General features: G+C 71.6%; 24 protein-coding genes. 17 read left to right on the top strand and 7 right to left on the bottom strand.

Features of this window, described 5'->3' with window-relative positions; translation table 11 throughout:
- The first annotated feature begins 31 nt into the window (after positions 1 to 31).
- The 4 genes from ettA to O7616_RS30025 all read left to right on the top strand — a co-directional run bounded on the left by ettA (position 32) and on the right by O7616_RS30025 (position 3,587).
- Entirely contained in the window at positions 32 to 1,708 is a 1,677-nt protein-coding gene (gene ettA / locus O7616_RS30040; RefSeq protein WP_282257039.1) for an energy-dependent translational throttle protein EttA, read from the top strand.
- Between the two features lie 12 nt (positions 1,709 to 1,720).
- Positions 1,721 to 2,167 carry a thioesterase family protein gene (locus O7616_RS30035; protein WP_282304995.1) on the top strand — a complete coding sequence of 149 codons (447 nt, stop codon included), beginning with the start codon at positions 1,721 to 1,723 and terminating at the stop codon, positions 2,165 to 2,167.
- Positions 2,164 to 2,871, top strand: coding sequence for a hypothetical protein (locus O7616_RS30030; RefSeq protein WP_282304994.1), 708 nt, complete (start codon positions 2,164 to 2,166; stop codon positions 2,869 to 2,871). Before O7616_RS30035 ends, O7616_RS30030 begins: the two co-directional genes overlap by 4 nt.
- Positions 2,872 to 3,002: 131 nt before the next feature.
- A complete protein-coding gene (locus O7616_RS30025; protein WP_282257042.1) occupies positions 3,003 to 3,587 on the top strand; it encodes a YbjN domain-containing protein in 585 nt (194 codons plus the stop codon).
- Between the two features lie 20 nt (positions 3,588 to 3,607).
- Here the strand turns inward: O7616_RS30025 and O7616_RS30020 are convergent, their stop codons facing one another.
- The 3 genes from O7616_RS30020 to O7616_RS30010 form a co-directional block, all read right to left on the bottom strand.
- Positions 3,608 to 4,036 carry a globin gene (locus O7616_RS30020; protein ID WP_282304993.1) on the bottom strand — a complete coding sequence of 143 codons (429 nt, stop codon included), beginning with the start codon at positions 4,034 to 4,036 and terminating at the stop codon, positions 3,608 to 3,610.
- A 125-nt stretch (positions 4,037 to 4,161) separates the two neighbouring features.
- Positions 4,162 to 5,541: an MFS transporter gene (locus tag O7616_RS30015; RefSeq protein ID WP_282304992.1), complete on the bottom strand. Its 1,380-nt coding sequence runs from the start codon at positions 5,539 to 5,541 to the stop codon at positions 4,162 to 4,164.
- Between the two features lie 233 nt (positions 5,542 to 5,774).
- Positions 5,775 to 6,785 (bottom strand): mechanosensitive ion channel family protein, encoded by a 1,011-nt coding sequence (locus O7616_RS30010; protein WP_282264787.1) that lies wholly within the window; start codon positions 6,783 to 6,785, stop codon positions 5,775 to 5,777.
- A gap of 323 nt (positions 6,786 to 7,108) precedes the next feature.
- Here O7616_RS30010 and O7616_RS30005 point away from each other — a divergent pair, with 323 nt between their 5' ends.
- Entirely contained in the window at positions 7,109 to 7,645 is a 537-nt protein-coding gene (locus O7616_RS30005; protein ID WP_282257045.1) for an HNH endonuclease, read from the top strand.
- Positions 7,646 to 7,684: 39 nt separating this feature from the next.
- On the opposite strand, the gene O7616_RS30000 is transcribed toward O7616_RS30005, so the two are convergent.
- Positions 7,685 to 9,271 carry a DUF6194 family protein gene (locus O7616_RS30000; RefSeq protein WP_282304991.1) on the bottom strand — a complete coding sequence of 529 codons (1,587 nt, stop codon included), beginning with the start codon at positions 9,269 to 9,271 and terminating at the stop codon, positions 7,685 to 7,687.
- An 85-nt stretch (positions 9,272 to 9,356) separates the two neighbouring features.
- Between O7616_RS30000 and O7616_RS29995 the strand changes: the two genes are divergently transcribed.
- A complete protein-coding gene (locus O7616_RS29995) occupies positions 9,357 to 10,055 on the top strand; it encodes a TioE family transcriptional regulator (RefSeq protein ID WP_282304990.1) in 699 nt (232 codons plus the stop codon).
- Here O7616_RS29995 and O7616_RS29990 read toward each other — a convergent pair.
- The 3 genes from O7616_RS29990 to O7616_RS29980 form a co-directional block, all read right to left on the bottom strand.
- On the bottom strand, positions 10,046 to 10,825 hold the full coding sequence (locus tag O7616_RS29990; RefSeq protein WP_282307775.1) for a class F sortase: 780 nt from the start codon (positions 10,823 to 10,825) through the stop codon (positions 10,046 to 10,048). The genes O7616_RS29995 and O7616_RS29990 overlap by 10 nt on opposite strands.
- Positions 10,826 to 10,900: 75 nt before the next feature.
- Positions 10,901 to 11,425, bottom strand: coding sequence for a hypothetical protein (locus O7616_RS29985; RefSeq protein WP_282257047.1), 525 nt, complete (start codon positions 11,423 to 11,425; stop codon positions 10,901 to 10,903).
- Positions 11,426 to 11,535: 110 nt separating this feature from the next.
- Positions 11,536 to 12,000 (bottom strand): Lrp/AsnC family transcriptional regulator, encoded by a 465-nt coding sequence (locus tag O7616_RS29980; RefSeq protein WP_282257048.1) that lies wholly within the window; start codon positions 11,998 to 12,000, stop codon positions 11,536 to 11,538.
- 148 nt (positions 12,001 to 12,148) lie between these two features.
- Here O7616_RS29980 and O7616_RS29975 point away from each other — a divergent pair, with 148 nt between their 5' ends.
- The 11 genes from O7616_RS29975 (at position 12,149) to O7616_RS29925 (ending at position 22,811) form a co-directional block, all read left to right on the top strand.
- Complete coding sequence (locus O7616_RS29975) at positions 12,149 to 13,051, top strand: tryptophan 2,3-dioxygenase family protein (RefSeq protein WP_282307774.1); 903 nt, start codon at positions 12,149 to 12,151, stop codon at positions 13,049 to 13,051.
- Positions 13,052 to 13,065: 14 nt separating this feature from the next.
- Entirely contained in the window at positions 13,066 to 14,346 is a 1,281-nt protein-coding gene (kynU, locus tag O7616_RS29970; protein WP_282304989.1) for a kynureninase, read from the top strand.
- Entirely contained in the window at positions 14,343 to 15,680 is a 1,338-nt protein-coding gene (locus tag O7616_RS29965) for an NAD(P)/FAD-dependent oxidoreductase (protein ID WP_282304988.1), read from the top strand. Before kynU ends, O7616_RS29965 begins: the two co-directional genes overlap by 4 nt.
- Positions 15,677 to 17,185 carry a 2-hydroxymuconic semialdehyde dehydrogenase gene (locus tag O7616_RS29960; protein ID WP_282304987.1) on the top strand — a complete coding sequence of 503 codons (1,509 nt, stop codon included), beginning with the start codon at positions 15,677 to 15,679 and terminating at the stop codon, positions 17,183 to 17,185. The genes O7616_RS29965 and O7616_RS29960 overlap by 4 nt, the downstream gene beginning before the upstream one ends.
- 14 nt (positions 17,186 to 17,199) lie before the next feature.
- Positions 17,200 to 17,997 (top strand): fumarylacetoacetate hydrolase family protein, encoded by a 798-nt coding sequence (locus O7616_RS29955; RefSeq protein WP_282304986.1) that lies wholly within the window; start codon positions 17,200 to 17,202, stop codon positions 17,995 to 17,997.
- A gap of 76 nt (positions 17,998 to 18,073) precedes the next feature.
- The gene (locus tag O7616_RS29950) at positions 18,074 to 19,006 is read left to right on the top strand and encodes an acetaldehyde dehydrogenase (acetylating) (RefSeq protein ID WP_282304985.1); all 933 of its coding nucleotides are present in this window, start codon (positions 18,074 to 18,076) and stop codon (positions 19,004 to 19,006) included.
- Positions 19,003 to 20,100: a 4-hydroxy-2-oxovalerate aldolase gene (dmpG, locus tag O7616_RS29945; RefSeq protein WP_282304983.1), complete on the top strand. Its 1,098-nt coding sequence runs from the start codon at positions 19,003 to 19,005 to the stop codon at positions 20,098 to 20,100. Before O7616_RS29950 ends, dmpG begins: the two co-directional genes overlap by 4 nt.
- Positions 20,097 to 20,870, top strand: a complete 774-nt coding sequence (locus tag O7616_RS29940) for a fumarylacetoacetate hydrolase family protein (RefSeq protein WP_282304982.1) — start codon at positions 20,097 to 20,099, stop codon at positions 20,868 to 20,870. Before dmpG ends, O7616_RS29940 begins: the two co-directional genes overlap by 4 nt.
- On the top strand, positions 20,867 to 21,286 hold the full coding sequence (locus tag O7616_RS29935) for a RidA family protein (protein ID WP_282304981.1): 420 nt from the start codon (positions 20,867 to 20,869) through the stop codon (positions 21,284 to 21,286). Before O7616_RS29940 ends, O7616_RS29935 begins: the two co-directional genes overlap by 4 nt.
- Positions 21,286 to 21,810 carry a 3-hydroxyanthranilate 3,4-dioxygenase gene (locus tag O7616_RS29930; protein ID WP_282257057.1) on the top strand — a complete coding sequence of 175 codons (525 nt, stop codon included), beginning with the start codon at positions 21,286 to 21,288 and terminating at the stop codon, positions 21,808 to 21,810. Before O7616_RS29935 ends, O7616_RS29930 begins: the two co-directional genes overlap by 1 nt.
- Positions 21,810 to 22,811 (top strand): amidohydrolase family protein, encoded by a 1,002-nt coding sequence (locus tag O7616_RS29925; protein ID WP_282304980.1) that lies wholly within the window; start codon positions 21,810 to 21,812, stop codon positions 22,809 to 22,811. The genes O7616_RS29930 and O7616_RS29925 overlap by 1 nt, the downstream gene beginning before the upstream one ends.
- The last annotated feature ends 131 nt before the right edge of the window (positions 22,812 to 22,942 follow it).

The raw sequence follows: 22,942 nt of genomic DNA, 5'->3' as shown, positions 1-22,942 counted from the left end.
CGACAGTAATCCGACGGAGGTAGCCCGCACCGTGGCCCAGTTCATCTACGTCCTGGAAAAGGCGCGCAAGGCGCACGGCGACAAGGTCGTGCTCGACAACGTGACGCTGAACTTCCTGCCGGGGGCCAAGATCGGTGTGGTCGGCCCGAACGGCGCCGGTAAGTCCAGCCTGCTCAAGATCATGGCAGGGCTGGACAAGCCGAGCAACGGCGAGGCCCGGCTCATGCCCGGCTACACCGTCGGCATGCTCGCCCAGGAGCCCCCGCTCAACGAGGCCAAGACCGTGCTCGGCAACGTCGAGGAGGCGGTCGCCGAGACCAAGGCCAAGCTGGAGCGGTTCAACAAGATCGCCGAGCAGATGGCGACCGACTACTCCGACGAGCTGATGGAGGAGATGGGCAAGCTCCAGGAGGAGCTGGACCACCTCGACGCCTGGGACGTCGACTCCAAGCTCGAGTTGGCCATGGACGCGCTGCGCTGCCCGCCGCCGGACGCCGACGTGACCCAGCTCTCCGGTGGTGAGCGTCGCCGGGTCGCGCTCTGCAAGCTGCTGCTGGAGGCGCCCGACCTGCTGCTGCTCGACGAGCCCACCAACCACCTGGACGCGGAGAGCGTCTCCTGGCTGGAGCAGCACCTGGCGAAGTACGCCGGCACGGTCATGGCGATCACCCACGACCGGTACTTCCTCGACAACGTCGCCAACTGGATCCTCGAGCTGGACCGTGGCCGGACCTACCCGTACGAGGGCAACTACTCCACCTACCTGGAGAAGAAGGCCGCCCGCCTGGCCGTCGAGGGTCGCCGCGACGCCAAGATGAAGAAGCGCCTCACCGAGGAGTTGGAGTGGGTCCGCTCCAACGCCAAGGCCCGGCAGACCAAGTCGAAGGCCCGCCTCGACCGGTACGACGAGATGGCGACCGAGGCGGAGAAGACCCGCAAGCTCGACTTCGAGGAGATCCAGATCCCGCCGGGCCCCCGCCTGGGCAGCACGGTGATCGAGGCGAACAACCTCAGCAAGGGCTTCGGCGACCGGCTGCTGATCGACGACCTGTCGTTCTCGCTGCCGCGCAACGGCATCGTCGGCATCATCGGCCCCAACGGTGTCGGTAAGACCACCCTGTTCAAGACCATCGTCGGGCTGGAGGAGCCGACCAGCGGCGAGGTCCGGGTCGGCCCCACCGTCTCGCTGTCGTACGTCGACCAGAACCGCGAGGGCCTCAACGGCGACAAGACCGTCTGGGAGGTCGTCTCCGACGGCCTGGACTACCTGATGGTGGGCAAGGTCGAGATGCCGTCGCGGGCGTACATCGCCGCGTTCGGCTTCAAGGGACCGGACCAACAGAAGCCGACCAAGGTGCTCTCCGGTGGTGAGCGCAACCGGCTCAACCTGGCGCTGACCCTGAAGATCGGCGGCAACGTGATCCTGCTCGACGAGCCGACGAACGACCTGGACGTGGAGACGCTGTCCAGCCTGGAGAACGCCCTGCTGGAGTTCCCCGGCTGCGCCGTGGTCATCTCCCACGACCGGATGTTCCTGGACCGGGTCGCCACGCACATCCTGGCCTGGGAGGGCGACGACCAGAACCCGTCCAAGTGGTTCTGGTTCGAGGGCAACTTCGAGGCGTACGAGAAGAACAAGATCGACCGCCTCGGCGCGGAGGCCGCCCGGCCGCACCGGGTGACCTACCGCAAGCTGACCCGCGACTGACCGGCGGAGACGGTGTCCGACCGGTTCGTCTACCACTGCACGCTGCGCTGGTCCGACCTGGACGCGTACGGCCACGTCAACAACTCGCGCTTCCTCACCCTCTACGAGGAGGCGCGGGTGGCGTTGATGTTCGCCGGCGGCCGGGCCTGGGGGGTCGGCTCGTTCGCCGACGGGGTGGTGATCCGCCGGCACGAGGTCGACTACCTGCGCCCGGTCGACTACGCCCTGGGGCGGGCCACCGCTGAGGCGGCGCCCACCGTCCGGATCGAGCTGTGGGTGGAGGAGATCCGGGCCTCCCGGTTCACCGTCGCCTACGAGCTGTACGACGGTGAGGTGCTGGCCAGCCGCGCCCGCTCGGTGCTGGTGCCGTTCGACCTGACCCGTCAGGTGCCCCGGAGGATCACCTCCGAGGAGCGGGACTTCCTGCTCACGTACGCCCCGCAGGGCGGTGTGGTGTGACCGGGCCGTCGGGCCGGGCGGCGGCGACCCCGACGCACGGCCTCGGCGGGGTGGCGGACGCGGGAGCCTTCCTGGCCCGGCTGGTCCGGTTGGATCCGCTCGCTCCGGTCCGGCTGCGGCCGACCGGTGGCCCCGGCCGGGTCGCCCTGTGGGCCCGGCTGCCGTGGCAGGTTCTGGTGGTCCGCACGGTGGCCGGTGAGTCGGCCGAGGACGTCACGGTGGCCGCCGCCGACCTGCTGGGCGAGTTGGAGCGTGGCGGCGTGGCCCTGCCGACGCGTCGGGACGCGGCGTGGCGGTGGCCACTGCCGCCGGCGCGGAGCACGCAGGTCGAGGCGCTGCCCGTCGTCGAGCTGCGACGGATCGCGCAGGCGGCGGCGGGCACCCTGCGGACGGCGAGCGAGCAGGGGGTGGCCGGTCGTGCGGTCGGCCAACGTGCCCTCCGCGACGCGTTGCTCGACCACGTGGCGGTGCTGGTCACCCCGGAGGAGACGCCCGCCGCGCCGGTGGAGGTGTCGCAGCGGCTGGTGCAGGGGGTGGTCCGGATGGGTTTCCTCGGTGCCGCTGACGGTCCGGCCGCCGGCCCCGACGTTCAGGTGCGGGTGGCGGGTCGTTGGGTCGGTCTGGTGGGACCATACGGAGCGGCCTGGTCGCAGAAGGCCACGGATCTTGCCGTGACACCCCTCGCGGGTCGTCCGAACGGATGAGCCCGGCTCATTCTTCTGGTCAGGGGCGGTCGTTGGGGGGGTGCTTCAACTCGGCTGTCCGGGTACCGTCCATGCTCGGATCCAACGCACCGTAGGCGGCTGGATCCGCTGGGGAGTGAGGTGCGCGAGCGATGCCGTGGTGGTCATGGCGCCCCGGTCCCGCCGACGGCGGCGATCCGGAAACCCGAAGCGGGATCACGATGGAGAGCGCGGTGCGAGTCGGGCCGCCAAGCCCTCGCCAGCCGGGGGACGACTGCCCGGGCAGTGAGCGGCCCGTGCTGACCGAGATGTCCGCCACCGTCGAGCCGGTGAGTCTGCGCCGGGTCTGCGACGCACTCGACCTGCTCGACGTGCGCTACCTGGCCGACGGCGACGGCAACCTGCTGGCCATGTGGGAGCGGCACGCGGTGCTGGTCACCCTCGAAGGGCCGGAGGACGAGATCCTGGTCATGCGGGCCCGCCCGCACGCCACGGTCCCGCCGGACTGGGCCGACCGGGCGTACCGGGTGGTGAACGAGTGGAACCACACCCGCCGGTTCTGCAAGGCGTACATCGGCGACCCGACCGAACGCGGGCAACTGCCGATCTACGCCGAGCTTCAGGTGCCGCTCGGCGCCGGCACCCACGACGCGCTGTTGGTCGAGATGCTCGACTGCGGCGCGGCGGTGGCCACCAGCTTCGTGGACTGGCTGCACGACGAGGGCGCGTTGCTCTGACGCGGCGCGCGCCGGGTGGATCAGGCGCCGGTGGCCGGGTCGTCCTCGACGTTGACCATGAAGTACGCGGCCCGCTCCAGGTAGTCCCAGAGCGTGGCGGCGATAGTCGGCTCCAGGTCGAGCCGGTCCACCGCGCGACGCATGTTGCGCAGCCAGGCGTCCCGCTCGGCAGCGCCGATCCGGAAGGGCGCGTGCCGCATCCGCAGCCGGGGGTGGCCGCGCTGCGCGGAATACGTGTTGGGGCCGCCCCAGTACTGCATCAGGAACAGGGTCATCCGATCGGCGGCCGGCCCGAGGTCTTCCTCCGGGTACATGGGCCGCAGCAGGGGATCGGTGGCGATGCCTGCGTAGAACTCGTCGACCAACCTGCGGAAGGTGGGCTCGCCGCCGACCGCTTCGAAGAGGGTCATCGACGCACCAGGACGGTCGGATTCGCCTGCGGGGTTCACCGTTCCATCCTGCCAGGTGCGCTCCGGCCCGACCTGACCCCCGTGGCGTGCGTCGGATCACGCCGGGTCGGCGGACCCGGATGCCGTGGGGTTGCCCGCCCGGCCCGCCCGCGTCGGTGAGTCGATCAGGTGACCGCGTGGCGGCGATGGCCGTCGCCGGTGCGCGGCTCGGGAGCGCCGGCCGTGCCACCGTCTCCGGGGTGGCCGGTGCTGCGGGGCGTCTCGGCGTTGGCCGCCGAGGCGGCCCTGATCGCGTCGTCCATCGTCTGCCGGTCCGGCCAGCTCAGTGCGGCCACGGCCATGAGCACGACGCCGGCCGCACTCCAGAGCCCGACCACCGCCGGGATGGGGAACCGCTCGGCGAGCAGCCCGGTGACCAGCACCGCGAGGCCCTGGATGACCTGGACACCGGTGGCCATCACGCCGAAGGCGCGGGCGCGGAAACCGTCGGGCAGGGCCTGGACGAACAGCCCGTTGGCCATCGGCAGCATGCCGGCGACCGCGAACCCGCACAGGGCGGCCAGCAACGCCACCACCAGTGGCGGCGGGTCGAGCAACGACGGCACCAGCACCAGCGGGGCGAACACCGCAAGCGGCCGCATCAGCTTCATCCGGCGGGTCGGCCCGACCAGCCGGCTCACCAGTAACCCGCCGAGAATGAAGCCGATCGGGTTGGCCACCATGATCACGGCTTGGGCCGCACCGGTGCTCAAACCGCTCTTGGCGCCCTGATTGGCCCAGGCGGCGGCGAGACCTTCGGGCACGATCGAGAAGAGCATGGCGCTGAACACCAGCACCGCGATCGACCGCAACACCGGAGTGCCGAACACGATGGCGAACCCCTGGCGGGTCTCCCGCAGCAGGTGGCTGCGGTGTGCGAGGGCCAGCGACGCCGGCCGATCCCGTACGCCGAGGCGGACCAGCAGCGCCGAGAGGGCGAAGGTGGCCGCGTTGAACAGCAACGCGACCTCCGGGTCGATCGAGGCGACGGCCGCGCCGAACACGTACCCGACGACCTGGGCCGCCTGCCCGACGCTGCTGTTCAGCGACAACCCGAGCACCAACCGGTCCCCGGTGAGCATCTGTGGCATCAGTGCGGACTTCGCCGCCTGGCTCGGTGGGTTGGCCAGCGTGGCGGCGAAGATCAGTGCCAACACCGCCTGGTACGGCAGGTTGGGGACGGCGATGAGCAGCATCAAGGCCATCCGGATGAGGTCACACGTCACCATCACCCGTCGGTACGGGTGGCGCTCCGCCAGTGCGGCGAGCACGGGACCACCGAGCAGCCACGGCAGAAAGCTGACCGCGAAGGCGGCCGCGGAGAGCGCGACAGACCGGGTCTGCTGGTAGACCAGAAGGGTGACCGCGGCCTTCGCGACGTAGTCGCCGACCCAGGAGAGCGCACCAGCCACGAAGACAGCCCGGAACTCGCGCTGGGCGAACACTTCGCGAAATGTGGCGGGGCCTTCCGCGGAAGGTCGCTCGTCGGGCACCGTCGCCTCCATCGGCCCCGGTTTGGCCGCTCGTGGCAGCCCGGCCGGAAGCACTCGTCAGATCTGCGGATCAGCGAGGATGTGATCACGCTCCGGCGGGAACGCGTGCCCCGGATTCTGCCCGATCGTCTGACAACTGGCTAGGGCGAACGGATCGATCGTCGCTTCCCCGACTGAACGAACGGACGATACCTGAGGGGCCGGGTGGCTGGCGACCCCTGCATCGGCGGACAGTGTTGCCTGGGTCAGGTGGCGCCGCCCTGACCAGTCTCGTTGTCCGACAACGGTCGGGTCGGAACCCCGGGGAAGATGCGGGCGGCGGCGATCTGCGCGGTGATCCCGGAGTTCTCCAGCGCCTCCGCGAGCCGCCGACGCAGCTCGCGGCCCACCGCGAACTGCCCGTCCGCGGTCGTCTTCACCACCGTCCGGATGACCGCGCCGTCGACGGTCACCTGCTCGACACCCAGCACCTCGGGCGCTTCGACGATCTCCGGGGACAGCTCCGGGTCCACAGCGACCGAGGCGGCGGCGGTCCGCAGGACGGCGGTGGCCTCCTCGGTGCTGTTGAACCCGATCGGCAGGTCCACCACCACCAGGGCCCAGCCCTGGCTCTTGTTGCCCACCCGGATGATCTCGCCGTTGCGGATGTACCAGAGCACCCCGCGACCGTCGCGCACCGTGGTGACGCGCAGGCCGACCGCCTCGACCACGCCCATCGCCTCACCCAGGTCGACGTTGTCGCCCACGCCGTACTGGTCCTCGATCAGCATGAAGAGGCCGGCGATCAGGTCCTTGACCAGGCTCTGCGCACCGAAGCCCAGCGCCACGCCGGCGATCCCCGCACTGGCCAGCAGTGGGGCCAGGTCGAAGCTGAACTCGCGCAGGATCATCAGCAGCGCGATGCCGAAGACGAACGCGGTGGTCAGACTGCGCAGCACCGAACCGATCGCCTCGGCCCGCTGCCGTCGCCGCTCGGGCACGAACTCGGCCGGGTCGACCGCCGCGCTGGGCACCCGCTCCCGCAGCGGTCGCAGCATCGTCGGCACCGCGCCGTCGGTGGTCGTGCGGACCAACCGGTTGATCGTCCGGTGCACGGCCCAGCGGGCCACCATCGCCAGCGCCAGGATCAGCAGCACCCGTAGCGGTTTGAGCAGGATCCAGTAACTGCCCTCGGCGAACCAGGCCGACCTGGTGATGCTGTAGATCCACTCACAGGAGGTGCTGCCCTGGCAGCTCACCGAAACGGCGTCGGGCAGGGCAAGGGGCGTCACGCTGGCGGCACTCACCCTGTCTTCGTACCGCAAGGGGTCAGCGGGCCCGTCGCCGGCCCACCGACCGGGTGAGCCGCCGACACGTGTCCGGCAACGCCGGACTTCTCCCAGCTCGGTACGGCGATCGGACCGGACGCGGATGATCCTCATACCCCATGCGGGATTAGTACGTGCAATCCGGGGTCCGATCAGGGACTATTGGCGCAACGGACGTCGGTGATCGGCCCGGCGTCGCCCGGTTGGGCCGTCGTGCCCTGCCCCGGTCGGCGGCGGTTCGCAGCTGCCGCTGAACCGGGAGGGTGAGCGCGATGCCTGACATACGACCCACGGTGGGCTCCGGCGCGTTGGTCCTCAACGCCACCTACGAGCCGCTGTGTGTCGTGTCGGTGCGCCGCGCCGCGATCCTCGTCCTCTCCGCCAAGGCGGTCTGCGTCGCCGACGGCGACGGCATTCTGCACAGCGCGCGCGACGCGCTCCCGGTGCCGTCCGTGGTCCGGTTGACGCGCTTCGTCCGGGTGCCGTATCGGACGCACGTCGGGTTGTCCCGGCGTGCGATCTTCGCCAGGGACGGTTGGCGGTGCGCCTACTGCCGGGGTGCCGCCGAGACCATCGACCATGTCTTCCCGCGCAGCCGGGGCGGCCGGCACGCCTGGGAGAACGTGGTGGCCGCGTGCGCCCGCTGCAACCACACCAAGGGCGACAAGACCCCGGCCGAGATGGGGTGGCGGTTACACGCGCTGCCCGCCGCGCCGAAGGGCACCGCCTGGCGTGTCCTCGGGCACCGCGCTCCCGACCCCCGCTGGGCCGACTGGCTCGACCTGCGCGAGCCCGAAGCCGCCGCCTGATCCCTCGTCGCGGCCGGATCGACGCGAATACCGGCCGGCTCACTCCCGCTGGTCGGTCGTCCGGCGTGCCGCGCGCTCGTGCCGCTCCGTCGCGCGGGCGTGCGCGATGGCCAGCAGCCGGTCGATCTCGGGCAGCATCTGCGGGCCGGGCATGACGATGCTGCCGAAGGCGTACCGGGCGTAGGACGGGTGCGGCAGGAGGGTGTCCAGCCGGGCGAAGTCGAAGTCGCCCCGGTGCTCCTCGAATGCCTTGGGCGGGAAGCCGAACACCCGCTCGAACTCAGCTCGACCCAGGTCCAGGTTGAGGCGGAAGACCCCCGGTCGGCCCAGCTCGGATGCCTCGTCGAAGCCGGGCACGTCGTGCTCGACGATGGTGGCGAACGGCTGGCGTCGGTCCGGGCCGACGTAGAAGAAGCGGTCGCCCCAGGCGGCCTCGGGCGACCCGTTCTCCTTGCTCGCGAGCACCTGCTCGACGCCGGGCAGCGCCAGGATGCGAGCGGCGAGCACCGCCGCGTCGACGCCGGTCGGGATGTGCAGCACGGCGTCCGCGTGGTCGACGGTGGCCTGATCCAGGGGGAAGTAGCGGTAGTCGTGCTCCCGCCGTTGCGCGGGGCCGATGTCGGATGCCCGGACATAACCGGGAAGGCCGAGCTTCTGCTGGAGTACGCCCTCGTAGGTGGACGCGGCGGGTGCCCCGATGCCGAGCGTGGGGCTCGCGCCGAGGCTGCCGACGATCACCGCGTACCGGTCACCCGACAGCGATGCGACGATCGCGCCGGCTCCGACCCACGACACCTCGGTCGTGCCCACCGTCATCGTGCTCCCGTGACGCTGAAGGTGCGCGTTGTGCGCGAACACCAGCGTCGGCCCACGGTCTGCCTCGACCGCCCGGATGGCGAGCAGGTTCTCGGCCATCAGCGCGTCCCGGACCCCGGCCAGGTGGGCGAGGCGTTCCTCGGGGGCCAGTGGCGCGGCGGCCGCGGCGTGATACCGCAGCAGCGCGACAGCGGACGTGGCGTGGACCAACGCCGCCCGCCAGCCCTCGGGCCGCCGGGCCGCCTGTAGGTACAACTCGGTCAGCAGGTCGTCGGCGATCACCCGCAGGCGCTGGGCGTCGGTCGAACGCCCCACCGATCTGCCGGGCTCCCAGATCGCGGCGGTGTCGCTCCACCGCGCTTCGTCCCCGATCAGGTCGTCGATCTCCGCAACCCGGTCGAGGTCGAGGAACCGACACACCCGGGTGAGGTGGCGCCGTGGACTCGGGGCGGTGTCGATCTCCAGCGGGGCGTCGAAGCCGTGGAACCTCAGGTGTTGGTCGTCCGGCCGTCCGGCGTTCCACTCGCGCATCCGCAGGAGCAGGTCGCGGTTGGCGGGGGCGGTGCCGAACCCGTGGCTGAAACCCTCGGCGAGGGCACGGTCGAGCGGCACGGCCGCGCCCCGCACGAACTCGTCCGCGATCAGTCCCGCGGACCGGTCGCTCTCCAGCGCGATCGACCGGTAGCCGTGCTCGGCCAGCGTCAGGAAAGCCTCGTTGCGGACCTGGAGGAAGGCGGATTCGCCATGTGTCGGCTCGCCGAGCGCGAGCAGTGACGGCGATCCGGAGAGCAGGTCGAGAAGGGATGTCATTGCATCAACGGTATCGTTGAACCACCCGTTTAAGCTTTGTCGCGAAAGGCCGCCGGTGGTGCCTGTGAAACCCTCAAACCAAGGGGTGTACCGGCCGGTCGATCTGGCCCGCCGGCACGGGCTCTCCGCGCAGGCCGTCCGCAACTACGAGCGGGAGGGCGTCCTGCCGCCCGCCGAGCGCACGCCGAGCGGCTACCGCCGGTTCACCGAGGTGCATGTCAGGGCGTTGAACGCCTTCCTGGCGCTGGTCGCCGGCCACGGCCATGCGGCCGGCGGCGACATCATGCGTGCCGTGAACCGGGGCGAGATCGACACGGCGCTGCGCCGGATCGACCAGAGTCACGCACTGCTGCAACGGGACCGGGCGACGCTGGACACGGTCGAGGCGGCGGTCGCGACCCTCGTCGGGGCAGAGCCCCCAGCGCGCAGTAGCAGCGCCGTGCCGATCAGCGTGGTGGCGCACCGGCTCGGTCTGCGCCCCGCGACCCTGCGCAAGTGGGAGGCGGCCGACGTTCTGCGACCGCAGCGCGACCCCGTGACCCGGCACCGCGTCTACGCACCCGACGACGTCCGGGACGCGGAACTGGCCCACCTGCTCCGCAGGGGCGGCTACCGGCTCGACCACATCGCGACAGTGCTGCGCCGGGTACGCGACGCCGGCGGTGCCGAACCACTCGCCGGGTCACTCGGGCAGTGGCGCGAACGGCTCACCGAGCGCGGTCGGGCCATGCTCACCGGGGCCGGACGGCTCGCCGACTACCTCGACGTTCGGCCTCAACCCTGACGCGCCTCGACCAGCGACGCGAAGACCACCACGTTGTCCGAGTAGCCGGTCTCACCGCCGACCCACTGACCGCCGCAGGTGATCAGGCGCAGGCTCGGGCGGCTGAAGTCGCCGTACACCTCGTCCACCGGCAGTCGCCCCTTGTCGAATCGTTCCACCGAGTCCACCTCGAAGACCGCCACGCTCCGGTCGGTGCGGGTCACCTCGATCTGGTCACCGGCGCGCAGTTCGCGGAGTTGGTGGAAGACCGCCGGCCCGCTGGTGGTGTCGACGTGCCCGACGATCACCGCCGGGCCGTACTGGCCGGGGGTCGGCCCCTGGTCGTACCAGCCGGCCTCCTGCGCGCGGCCCACGTCCGGCACGGCGATGGTGCCGTCCGGGGCGATGCCCACGTCGTGCACCGGGGCCCGTAGGTCGATCTTCTCGATGGCGAGGCTGGTCGGGCGGCTCGACGACAGCACCGGGAACTTCTTCGGCGGCGGTCGGAAACCGGCGCTCAGTCGATCCGGCAACAGGCTCATGCCGGTCACCTGCTCGACGCCGAGCATCGCCACGATCAGCACCATCAGGGTGGCGACGGCCAGCACCGGCAGCCCCGGGCCCGTACCGAAGCGGCGTCGAGTCGACGGCGACGCCCCTGCGGCCGGACGCCTGGGTGGCAGCGGTCGGGTGGCCGGATCGGTGGTGGTGACGCTGGCCAACCCGGCCTGCCCGGCGACCCGGCGCAGCCGGCCGGACGCGCGGGCCACCAGCCGGCCGGACGCGCGCAGCGCCGGCCCGGCCCGGAGGCGGGCGCGGCGGTCCGGCCGCGCACGCGCGGATCTGCGGCTCATCTGTCGTCCGGCTCAGGAGCCGGCTCCGGTCCGACGCCGCCCGCCCGCCATGCCGAGCGCGATGGCGGTACCCACCAGCGCCACGCCGCCGAGCACCAGCAGTGACCCGGTGCCGCGACCACCGGCCGTCCCGCCGCCACCGGTCGCCGGTCCCTTGCTGGGTGAGGCCATGTTCAGCACGGTCAGCGTGGTGGAGGCCGTCTGCCCGTTCTCGCAACGCAGGTCGACCGGGTAGTCACCGGCCTGCTTGTCCCGCGGGATGGAGGCCTGCGCGGTCAGGAACCCCCGGTCCGGCCTGAGCGTGACAGACCCGAACGCGTCGGAGTGCACGCTGGCCTGCCGGCTGTTGTTGTCGTTGTCGCAGTTCGCCCGGATGGTGACCCGGCTACCGGCCTGGGCGCTGTTCGGTGTCACCTCGACGAAGGTGTTCTCGCCGGCTCGCGCCGGGGCGGCCGACATCAGGACGAACGCCCCGATCAGCCCCACCAGTGCCAGTACGGACGAGATCGCACGGTTGACAGTGCGGATTCCCTGCATGATTACCCCCCAACCGGCGACGACCGCCGGAACCCTCCCCTGGGCACGCGCGCTGCTTTCCCGTTGGCGCGGAGGCAAACCCGCAGGCGGGCAGGGGCGGGGCGGGTGGCTCAGCGTTGCCGGGGGGTGGCCCGGGCGGAGGGGAGCGGGGTGATCGGCTGCCAGCCCAGCGGGGAGGAGAGGACCATCGTGCTCGACGGCTGGCCGTACGGGGCGAGCCGGTCGATGACCCCCTCGAACGCGCCGATCGAGCCGGCGGCCACCTTCAACACGCTGCACGCGTCACCGGTGATCCGATGGATCTCCAGGATCTCCGGCCAGCCGGCGACCGACGCGTCGTGCAGGATGCAGCGCGCGCCGTAGCAGGACATCCGGATCAGCGCGACGACTGTGCGACCGGCCCGGCTCAGGTCGACGTGGGCGTGGTAGCCGGTGATGACCCCGGCCTCCTCCAGTCGGCGTACCCGCTCGGCCACCGCCGGTGGCGACAGGTGCACCCGTCGGGACAACTCGCTGAAGGAGAGCCGCGCGTCGGCCTGCAACTCGCGCAGCAGCGCCCAGTCCATGTCGTCCACGCTCAGACCTTACTTTCGTGAACCGGCTTCGCCTAGTTGGCTTTCGTTCGTCAGGAGAACGAGGCGAGCGCCGTTGATTCGGCATTCCATCGGCCGATCCAGCCGCGGGATCATGACGTCGGCCAGTCCGGGGGAGGGAGACGAGATGGTGGAGCAGACGGAGCGGCGGGCCCCGACCCGCCCCGCCGCGGTGCGACCGGTGACCCCGGGGCAGCGGGCCGCCCAGGCGGCGCGCACCGGTGGCGAGCCGACGTTGGAGTTCGCCGACATGGTGCCGTACGACGCGTACGTGCAGGCCAGCGCCCTGCACAAGATGCAGCACCCGCTGAGCAGCGACCCGGGCGAGATGTCCTTCCTGATGGTCAGTCAGATCATGGAGCTGTACTTCGGGTTGACCTGCCACGAGCTGCGGGAGACCCAGCGGCTGATCCGCGCCGACCAGGTCTGGGAGGCGCTGGCCCCGTTGCGCCGGGCCAAGCTGCACCTGGAGGGGCTCAACGCCGCCTGGCAGGGTCTGCGCTGGATGAGCCCGGCGGACTTCAACAGGTTCCGCAACCTGCTCGGCGAGGCGTCCGGCTTCCAGTCGGCCATGTACCGGCAGTTGGAGTTCCTGCTCGGGCTGCGCGACCCGGCGCTGATCCGACCGTTCCGTCGGCAGACCGAGGTGTACGCCGAGTTGACCAGCGCACTGGCCGCCCCGAGCCTCTGGGACGACGTGCTGGCGCTGCTCGCCCGGCGCGGCTTCGACCTCCCCGCCGACCTGCTGAACCGGGACGTGTCCGTCGAGCACGATCCGCACCCGCTGGTCGAGGCGGCCTGGGTGCGCGTCTACGACGACGCCGCCCCGGACAACCACCTGCGCATGCTCGGCGAGGCGTTGAGCGCGGTCGCCGAGGAGTTCGGGGACTGGCGCTGGAACCACGTGAAAGCGGTGCAGCGGACGATGGGCGCGAAGGTCGGCAGCGGCGGTTCCGCCGGCCTGGCATGGTTGCAGCGCAGCATGGCGCGGGTGGTCTTCCCCGAGCTGTGGTCGGCCCGTACCGCGATGTGACCGGAGAGCGAGACATGCACACCCCTGAACACGAGGCACACCGGCTGGACGAGGCCGACCCGGGCCACCGACACCTGTTCCACGTGCCGCCGGCCGACGGTGGCGACCACCCCGAGGCGGCGTACCTCGCCGGCAACTCGCTCGGCCTGCAACCCCGGGCCACCCGCGACGAACTCCTCGCCGACCTGGACGCCTGGGGGCGGCTCGGCGTCGAGGGTCACCTCGAGGCGGAGCGCGCCTGGCTGCCGTACCACGAGCTGTTGACCGCACCGGCCGCCCGACTGGTCGGCGGCAGGCCCGCGGAGACCGTGGTGATGAACTCCCTCACCGTCAACCTGCACCTGCTGATGGTGAGTTTCTACCGCCCGGCCGGCGCCCGCACCCGCATCGTCATCGAGGACGCCGCGTTCCCCTCGGACAGCTACGCGGTGCGCAGCCAGGCCCGGTTCCACGGTCTGGACCCGGACGACACGGTGGTCCGGCTGCGCCCCCGCGACGGCGAGACCTCGCTGCGCACCGAGGACGTGACCGACTACCTGGCCGCCGAGGGCGACCGGGTGGCCCTGGTGCTGCTCGGCGGGGTCAACTACCTCACCGGCGAGCTGCTGGACATCCCGGCGATCACCGCTGCCGGTCGGGCCGCGGGCGCGGTGGTCGGTTGGGACCTGGCCCACGCGGTGGGCAACGTGCCGCTGGCCCTGCACGACTGGGACGTCGACTTCGCCGCCTGGTGCTCCTACAAGTACCTGAACTCCGGACCGGGTGCCCTCGCTGGCGTCTTCGTGCACGAGCGGCACCTCGGCGATCCGGACCTGCCCCGCTTCGAGGGGTGGTGGAGCACCGCGGCGGCCACCCGGTTCGAGATGACCCCGGTGTCCCGGCCACCGGCCACTGTGGAGGCGTGGCAGATCTCCAACCCGCCGATCTTCGCGATGGGCCCGGTGCGTACCTCACTGGAGCTGTTCGACTCGGTCGGCATGCCCGCGTTGCGGGCCCGCAGCCTGCGGCTCACCGGCTGGTTGGAGTCGCTGCTCGACCAGGTCGTCGTCGACCGGCCGCTGCGCGTGGTCACCCCGCGCGACCCGGCCCGGCGTGGCTGCCAGCTCTCGGTGCGCATCGGGGCCGGCAGCGCCGCCGAGCTGACCAAACGCCTGCGGTACGAGCACGGCGTCATCGCCGACGCCCGGGAGCCGGACATCGTCCGGTTCGCCCCGGTGCCGCTCTACTCCACCTACCTCGACTGCTGGCGTGCGGCTGCCGCGCTCGCGGCGACGGTCGGGCAGGTGAACCCGTGACCGCGCGGCGCGACGAGATCGCGATCATCGGCGCCGGGCTGGCCGGCTGTCTGGCCGCCTGCTTCCTGGCCCGGCGGGGCTACCCGGTGGCCCTCTACGAGCGTCGGTCCGACCCGCGCGACGGCACGGCCGAGCGGGGCCGTTCGATCAACCTGGCGCTCTCCGAGCGGGGCCTGGACGCCCTGCGCCGGATCGGGCTCGCCGAGCAGGTGATGACCGACGCGTTGCCGATGCGGGGCCGGATGATCCACCCGGTCGAGGGGGAGCAGCAGTTCCAGTCGTACAGCGCGGCCGGTGACCGGGCGATCAACTCGATCAGTCGGGGCGCGCTGAACAACGCCCTGCTGGACGAGGCCGCCGCCCTGCCCGGCGTGCGGGTCGTCTTCGACCACCGCCTCGTCGGGCTGGACCCGACCGACGGCTCGCTCAGCTTCGACACCCCGCAGGGCACCGTCGCGGCCAAGGCGTCGGTCGTGCTGGGCGCCGACGGCGCCGGGTCCGCGGTGCGGGGGCAGTTGCTCGCGTACGGGCTGCTGGACGAGAGCGTGGACTTCCTCGACTACGGCTACAAGGAGTTGACGATCCCGCCGCTGGGCGGGGACTTCGCCCTGGACCCGGACGCCCTGCACATCTGGCCGCGCGGCACCTCCATGATGATCGCCCTGCCGAATCCGGACCGGTCCTTCACCTGCACGCTGTTCTGGCCCAACGACGGCGCCGGAAGCTTCGCCTCGCTGACCGGCCCGGCGGAGATCGAACGGCACTTCGCCGACCACTACCCGGACGTCATCCCGCTGGCCCCGAACCTGGTCGACGACTACCAGCACAACCCGGTGGGCGTGCTCGGCACGGTCCGCTGCACCCCCTGGCAGGTCAACGGGATCGTCGGCCTGCTCGGTGACTCGGCGCACGCGATCGTGCCCTTCTACGGTCAGGGCGCCAACTGCGCGTTCGAGGACGTGGTCGAGTTGGACCGCTGCCTGGACGAGTGCGCCGACGACTGGGCGGCGGCGCTGCCGCTGTTCCAGCGACGCCGGCAGGAGAACGCCGAGGCCATCGCGACGATGGCGTTGACCAACTTCGTGGAGATGCGGGACAAGGTCGCCTCGCCCGTCTTCCAGGCCCGACGGCGGGTGGAGCACGCGTTGGAACGCGCCCTGCCCGGCCGGTACGTTTCGCAGTACGAGTTGGTGTCGTTCTCCACCACCCCGTACGCCCAGGTGCGCCGCCGGGTGCGCCGACAGCACCGGGTGCTCGGCGCGGTCGTCGGCGGAGCCGCGGTGCTGCTGGTCGGTGCGATCGGCGCGGCGCTGAGTCGAGGGAGGCGCGGATGACCGGCAACTGGGATCCACGACTGATGACCGGCCACGGGCACGGCGACCCGCAGCGGTTGCGTAACTTCGTCGCCGGTGAGTTCGTCGACGGTGGGTCGACGTTCACGAAGGTCAGCCCGGTGACCGGCGAGCCGGTCTTCGCGGTGGACGAGGCGTCGAAGTCCACGGTGGACGATGCGGTGGCCGCCGCGCGGGCGGCGGTGCGCGGGCCGTGGGGCCGGATGGGGGAGCGGGAACGCGCCGAGGTGCTGCGCCGGGTCGCCGACGAGCTGGAGCGCCGCTTCGACGACCTGGTCACCGCCGAGGTCGCCGACACCGGCAAGTCCATCTCCCAGGCCCGCACACTGGACATCCCCCGTGGCGCGGCGAACTTCCGGGCGTTCGCGGAGATCGTGGCGACCGCGCCCACCGAGTCGTTCACGACCGTCACCCCGACCGGCGGTCGGGCGCTCAACTACGCGCTGCGGAAGCCGGTCGGCGTGGTCGCGGTCATCGTGCCGTGGAACCTGCCGCTGCTGCTGCTCACCTGGAAGGTCGCGCCCGCGTTGGCCTGCGGCAACGCGGTGGTGGTCAAACCCAGCGAGGAGACGCCCGCCTCGGCGACGCTGCTCGCCGAGGTGATGGCCGCGGCAGGCGTGCCGGAGGGCGTGTTCAACCTGGTGCACGGGTTCGGGCCGGACTCGGCGGGGGAGTTCCTCACCCGCCACCCGGGCGTGGACGCGATCACCTTCACCGGCGAGTCGGCCACCGGCGGCGCGATCATGCGGGCCGCCGCAGACGGTGTGAAGGCGGTCAGTTTCGAGTTGGGCGGCAAGAACGCCGGCCTGGTCTTCGCCGACGCCGACCTGGACGCCGCGGTGGCCGGCTCGGTGCGGTCCAGCTTCACCAACGGCGGCCAGGTGTGCCTGTGTACCGAACGCATCTACGTGCAGCGCCCGGTCTTCGAGGAGTTCACCGCCCGGCTGGCGAAGCGGGCCGGCGAGCTGGCGTACGGCTGGCCGACCGACGAGGCGACCGCCACCATGCCGCTGATCTCCCACCAGCACCGGGCGAAGGTGCTCGGCGCGTACGACCTGGCCCGCTCCGAGGGCGCCGAGGTGCTGACCGGCGGCGGCTCGCCCACCTTCGGCGACGCCCGTGACGGCGGGTCGTACGTGCAGCCGACGGTGCTCACCGGGCTCGGCCCGGACGCCCGCACCAACCGGGAGGAGATCTTCGGCCCGGTGGTGCACGTGGCGCCGTTCGACACCGAGGACGAGGCGTACGCGCTGGCCAACGGCACCGAGTACGGCCTGGCGGCGACGGTGTGGACCCGGGACGTGGGTGTCGCGCACCGCGCCGGCGTCCGGCTGGACGCCGGCATCGTCTGGGTCAACACCTGGTTCCTGCGTGACCTGCGGACCCCGTTCGGCGGGGTGAAGGCGTCCGGAATCGGTCGGGAGGGCGGCGTGCACTCGCTGAACTTCTACTCCGAACTCACCAACGTCTGCGTGGACCTGTCGTGAGCGAGGGAGCGAACGTGGAAGCTGACATCGAGGCCGCCAACCGGGAGCTGGCCGACGCCCGCAGCACCGGCAAGCCGTGCCCGCCGCTGCGCGGGCGGCTGCTGCCGGAGGGGGACGTCGAGTCCGCGTACCGCGTGCAGCAACTCCAGGCGCGGGCCTGGCAGGGTCGCGGTGAACGCCGGGTCGGCGCGAAGATCGGGTTGACGTCCCGGGCGGTGCAGGAGACCTTCGGGGTGTTCCAACCGGACTTCGGCATGCTGACCGACGCCATGGCGGTGGGTGACGGGGTCGAGGTGCCCATCGACCGGCTGCTCCAGCCTCGGGTCGAGGCGGAGATCGCGTTCGTGCTCGACAAGGATCTGTCGGATCCGCAGATCACGACAGTCGACCTGATCCGCGCTGTCGACCACGTGCTGCCGGCGATCGAGATCGTCGATTCGCGCATCGCCGCCTGGGACATCTCCATCGTGGACACCGTGGCCGACAACGCCTCCAGCGGGCTCTTCGTGCTCGGCACCACGCCGCGTCGGCTCGCCGACGTCGACCTGCGACTGTGCGGGATGGTGCTGGAGCACGCCGGTGAGCCGGTCTCGGTCGGCGCGGGCGCGGCCTGCCTGGGCAACCCGCTGCACGCCCTGCACTGGCTGGCCGGCACCCTGGCCCGCGCCGGTGACCCGCTGCGCGCCGGGGACGTGGTGCTCTCCGGTGCACTCGGCCCGATGGTCCCGGTCACTCCCGGGGCCGCGTACGAGGCACGGATCTCCGGGCTCGGCTCGGTGCGCACCTGCTTCAGCGACGGAGGCGACAAGTGAGCGAGCGTCAGCGAGCGAATCATCGGCGCAGGTTGGTGAACGCTCAGGGCGGCACGGAGCGAAGCGGAGTGTCGGCATGAGCGTCGGAGTGGCGGTTCTCGGTTCCGGCAACATCGGCACCGATCTGATGATTAAAGTCCTGCGGCTGAGTGACAGCCTGCGGATGGTGGCGATGGCCGGCATCGACCCGGCCTCCGACGGTCTGGCCCGGGCCCGCCGACTCGGCGTGGCCACCACCGCCGACGGCGTGGACGGGCTGGTCGCGATGCCCGAGTTCGCCGACGTCGAGCTGGTCTTCGACGCCACCTCGGCCGGGGCGCACCGACGCCACGACGAGGTGCTGCGGGCACATGGCCGGACCGTCGTCGACCTGACCCCGGCCGCGCTCGGCCCGTACGTGGTGCCGCCGGTCAACCTGGACGAGCACCTGCACGAGCCGAACGTCAACATGGTGACCTGTGGCGGGCAGGCGACCGTGCCGATCGTCGCCGCGGTCCGCCGGGTCACGCCGGTCGCGTACGGGGAGATCGTCGCCTCGATCGCGTCGAAGTCCGCCGGTCCGGGCACCCGGGCCAACATCGACGAGTTCACCGAGACCACGGCCCGGGCCATCGAAGTGGTCGGCGGGGCCGAACGCGGCAAGGCGATCATCGTGCTGAACCCGGCCGACCCGCCGCTGCTCATGCGCGACACCGTCTACTGCCTCTGCCCGGACGTCGACGCCGACCGCAGCGCCATCGCCGCCTCGGTCACCGAGATGGTCGCCGCGGTGCAGGAGTACGTCCCCGGGTACCGGCTCAAGCAGGACGTGCAGTTCGACCGGGTCGAGGCGTACCTGCCGACGCTCGGGCGTCAGCTCACCGCCCTTCAGGTGTCGGTGTTCCTGGAGGTCTCCGGCGCCGGGCACTACCTGCCCGCGTACGCCGGGAACCTGGACATCATGACCTCCGCCGCGCTGCGGACCGCGGAGCGGCTGGTCGCCCTGCGCTCGACGGGAGCGGTGGCATGACCGACCTGTACATCCAGGACGTGACCCTGCGCGACGGCATGCACGCCATCGCCCACCGGTACACGGTCGACCAGGTGCGGACGATCGCCGCCGCATTGGACGCCGCCGGGGTGGCCGCCATCGAGGTGGCGCACGGTGACGGGCTCGCCGGGTCCAGCGTCAACTACGGTCACGGCGCGGCCAGCGACGCCGACTGGATCTCCGCCGCGGCCGAGGTGCTGACCACAGCGAAGCTGACCACGCTGCTGCTGCCCGGCATCGGCACCATCGCCGACCTGAAGGCGGCGAAGGCGCTCGGGGTGACCAGCGTGCGCATCGCCACGCACTGCACCGAGGCGGACATCAGTGCCCAACACATCTCGTGGGCCCGGGAGAACGGCATGGACGTCGCCGGGTTCCTGATGATGTCGCACATGAACGATCCGGCGGGGCTGGCCGGGCAGGCCAAGCTGATGGAGTCGTACGGGGCGCACTGCGTCTACGTCACCGACTCCGGTGGCCGCCTGCTGATGTCCGACGTGGCGCAGCGGGTCGACGCGTACCGGCAGGTCCTCGCGCCGGAGACGCAGATCGGCATCCACGCCCACCACAACCTGTCGCTCGGTGTCGCCAACAGCGTGCTCGCCGTCGAACACGGCCGGGTCACCGGCTCCGGGCCGGCCGGCCCCGGCGCCCCGAACGGCCGGACGGTCCGGGTCGACGCCTCCCTCGCCGGCATGGGCGCGGGCGCCGGCAACGCGCCGCTGGAGGTCTTCGTCGCGGTCGCCGAGCTGCACGGCTGGAAGCACGGCTGCGACGTGTTCGCGCTGATGGACGCCGCTGACGACATCGTCCGCCCGTTGCAGGACCGGCCGGTCCAGGTGGACCGGGAGACGCTCTCCCTGGGGTACGCGGGTGTCTACTCCAGCTTCCTGCGGCATGCCGAGCGGGCCTCCGTGAAGTACGGCGTGGACGTCCGGTCGATCCTGGTCGAGCTGGGCCGCCGCCGGATGGTCGGCGGCCAGGAGGACATGATCGTGGACGTGGCACTCGACCTGGCCGGCACGGAGCGTTCGCGTGACCCGCGGTCGCGGACGGAGGACGACGCAGCATGATCGGACCGGACATCGCGGGGATCGCCGAGAAGTTGGGGGCGGCGGCCGGAACGGCCACCGCGATCCCGCAACTCGCCGCCGAGACCGGCCTCGACGTGGACGCCGCGTACGCCGTGCAGGCCGCGCTGATCCAGCGCCGGGTCGACGCCGGTGAGCGGCTGGTGGGGCTGAAGATGGGGCTGACCAGCAGGGCGAAGATGGCCCAGGTCGGCGTGGACGAGGTGATCTGGGGGCGGCTCACCAACGCGATGCGGGTGCCCGACGGTGGTGTGGTGGACCCGTCCGCGTACATCCATCCCCGGGTCGAGCCGGAGGTGGCGTTCCTGCTGGACCGGCTGCCCGAGCCGGGTGAGCCGGTCGGCGACTTCGCCGACGCGGTCCGCGCGGTCGCCCCGGCCATCGAGCTGATCGACTCCCGGTACGCGGACTTCCGCTTCTCGCTGCCGGACGTGATCGCCGACAACACCTCGGCCGCCGCGTTCGTGATCGGGGCGTGGTCGCCGGTGCCGGCGGGCCTGGACAACCTCGGCGTGCTGCTGGAGGTCGACGGCCGCGTGGCGCAGGTCGGCTCGACGGCCGCGATCCTCGGTGATCCGCGCCGGGCGCTCGACGAGGGCATCCGGCTGGCCGGGCGGCACGGGGTGCGGTTGGAGTCCGGGTGGGTCTTCCTGGCCGGGGCCGCCACCGCGGCCGTTCCGCTGCGTCCCGGCGCGCACGTCCGCGCGGTGGTCGAGAAGCTCGGCACCGCGTCGCTGCGGGCGTCGTCGTGACCGCGCGGGTCGTCGCCGGGAAGGCGGCTCCTCGGGGGGCGTTTCCCCACGTCAAGGTCGCGGGCGGGTTCGTCTTCGTCTCCGGTACGTCGTCACGGCGGCCGGACAACAGCTTCGCCGGTGTCGAGGTGGACGAACTCGGCACGACCAACCTGGACATCCGGGTGCAGACGCGGGCCGTCATCGAGAACGTGCGGGACCTGCTGCGCTCGGTCGGCGCGGACCTCACCGACCTCGTCCAGGTGACGTCCTACCTGGTCAACATGAACGACTTCGGTGGTTACAACGAGGTGTGGGCGGAGTTCTTCGACGCGTCCGGGCCGACCCGTACGACGGTGGCGGTGCACCAGTTGCCGCACCCGCACCTGCTCATCGAGATCCAGGCCGTGGCCCTTCTTCCCTCGGGAGGTCAGTAGTGAGTGAGATCGCCGAACCGTTCAGCTTTCCGGGCTGGATCGCTGACAACCAGCACCTGTTGAAGCCGCCGGTGGGCAACAAGGAGATGTTCCCCGGCGGGGACGACTTCATCGTCATGGTGGTGGGCGGGCCCAACCAGCGCACCGACTTCCACGTGGACCCGTACGAGGAGTTCTTCTACCAGGTCAAGGGCAACATGCACATCAACCTGATGACCCCGGAGGGGCCGCGTACGGTGCACGTACGCGAGGGTCAGATGTGGATGTTGCCGCGCAACACCCCGCACTCCCCGCAGCGGCCGGAGGCCGGCTCGATCGGTGTGGTCGTCGAGCGGGTCCGTGAGGAGGGCACGCTGGAGACCTTCCAGTGGTACTGCCCCGAGTGCGGCAACAAGGTGCACGAGGTGGAGTTGCAGGTCCGCGACATCGCCGCCGATCTCCCGCCGGTGTTCCAGGCGTTCTACGCCGACGAGGCGGCGCGTACCTGCGCCGACTGCGGCACCCTGCACCCGGGCAAGGGCTGATGCCCGCAGGTGTGGTCGACGTGCACACCCACGTCGTACCGAAGGGGTGGCCGGACCTCGGCGCGGCGTGCGGTGGGTCCGGCTGGCCGTGGTTGCGGGTCGACTCCGAGCGGGCCGCCATGATCATGGTGGGGGAGACGGAGTTCCGCCCGGTCGGCGCGGAGTGCTGGGACGCGTCGACGCGACTGGCCGACATGGACGCCGACGGCGTGGACGTGCAGGTGGTCTCACCCACCCCGGTCTTCTTCGGCTACGACCGCCCGGCCGACCAGGCGGTGAAGGTCGCCCGGATCTTCAACGACCTGACCCTGGAGGTCACCGCCGCCGGTGGCGACCGGCTGGTGCCGTTCTGTCAGGTGCCGCTCCAGGACCCGGACGCCGCCTGCGCCGAGCTGGATCGCAGCCTGGCCGCCGGACACGTGGGTGTGGAGATCGGCAACCACGTCGGCGACCGGGATCTGGACGACGCCGGCGTGGTCACCTTCCTCCAGCACTGCGCCGAGGTGGGCGCGCCCGTCTTCGTCCACCCGTGGGACATGCCCGACGGTCCACGGCTGGACCGCTGGATGGCCCGTTGGCTCACCGGGATGCCCGCCGAGACGCACCTGTCGGTGCTGGCGATGATCCTGGGCGGTGTCTTCGACCGGGTGCCCGAGACGCTGCGGATCTGCTTCGCGCACGGCGGTGGCAGCTTCCCGTTCTGGCTCGGCCGCGCCGACAACGCCTGGCACCGCCGTGGCGACCTGGTCCGGGGCGCGTCCGTCGCCCCGCCCAGCAGCTACGTCGACCGGTTCCTCGTCGACTCGGTGGTCTTCGCGACGCCCGCGCTGCGGCTGCTGGTCGACACGATGGGGGAGGACCGGGTGCTGGTCGGCAGCGACTACCCGTACCCGCTGGGTGAACGGCCGGCCGGTGCGGTGGTCCGTGACGCCGACTTCCTCACCGACGCCCAACGCGAGAAGCTCCGATCCGCCAACGCCCTGCGCTTCCTGCACGGCTGAGGCGGCGCCGCACCCGTGGCGTACGCCGCCGCACCCCCGCCGTGAGCAGATCTTGGACAGTTTCCGTTCTCGCGTAACGGAAACTGTCCAAGATCTGTGGGCTGGCGCGGCGTAGGGCCACGCCGAGGTCC

Source organism: Micromonospora sp. WMMD964, assembly GCF_029581455.1.
Taxonomy (GTDB): Bacteria; Actinomycetota; Actinomycetes; order Mycobacteriales; family Micromonosporaceae; genus Micromonospora.
The sequence above is the reverse complement of the archived record's forward strand: the minus strand, read 5'-3'. Positions and strand labels throughout refer to the sequence as shown.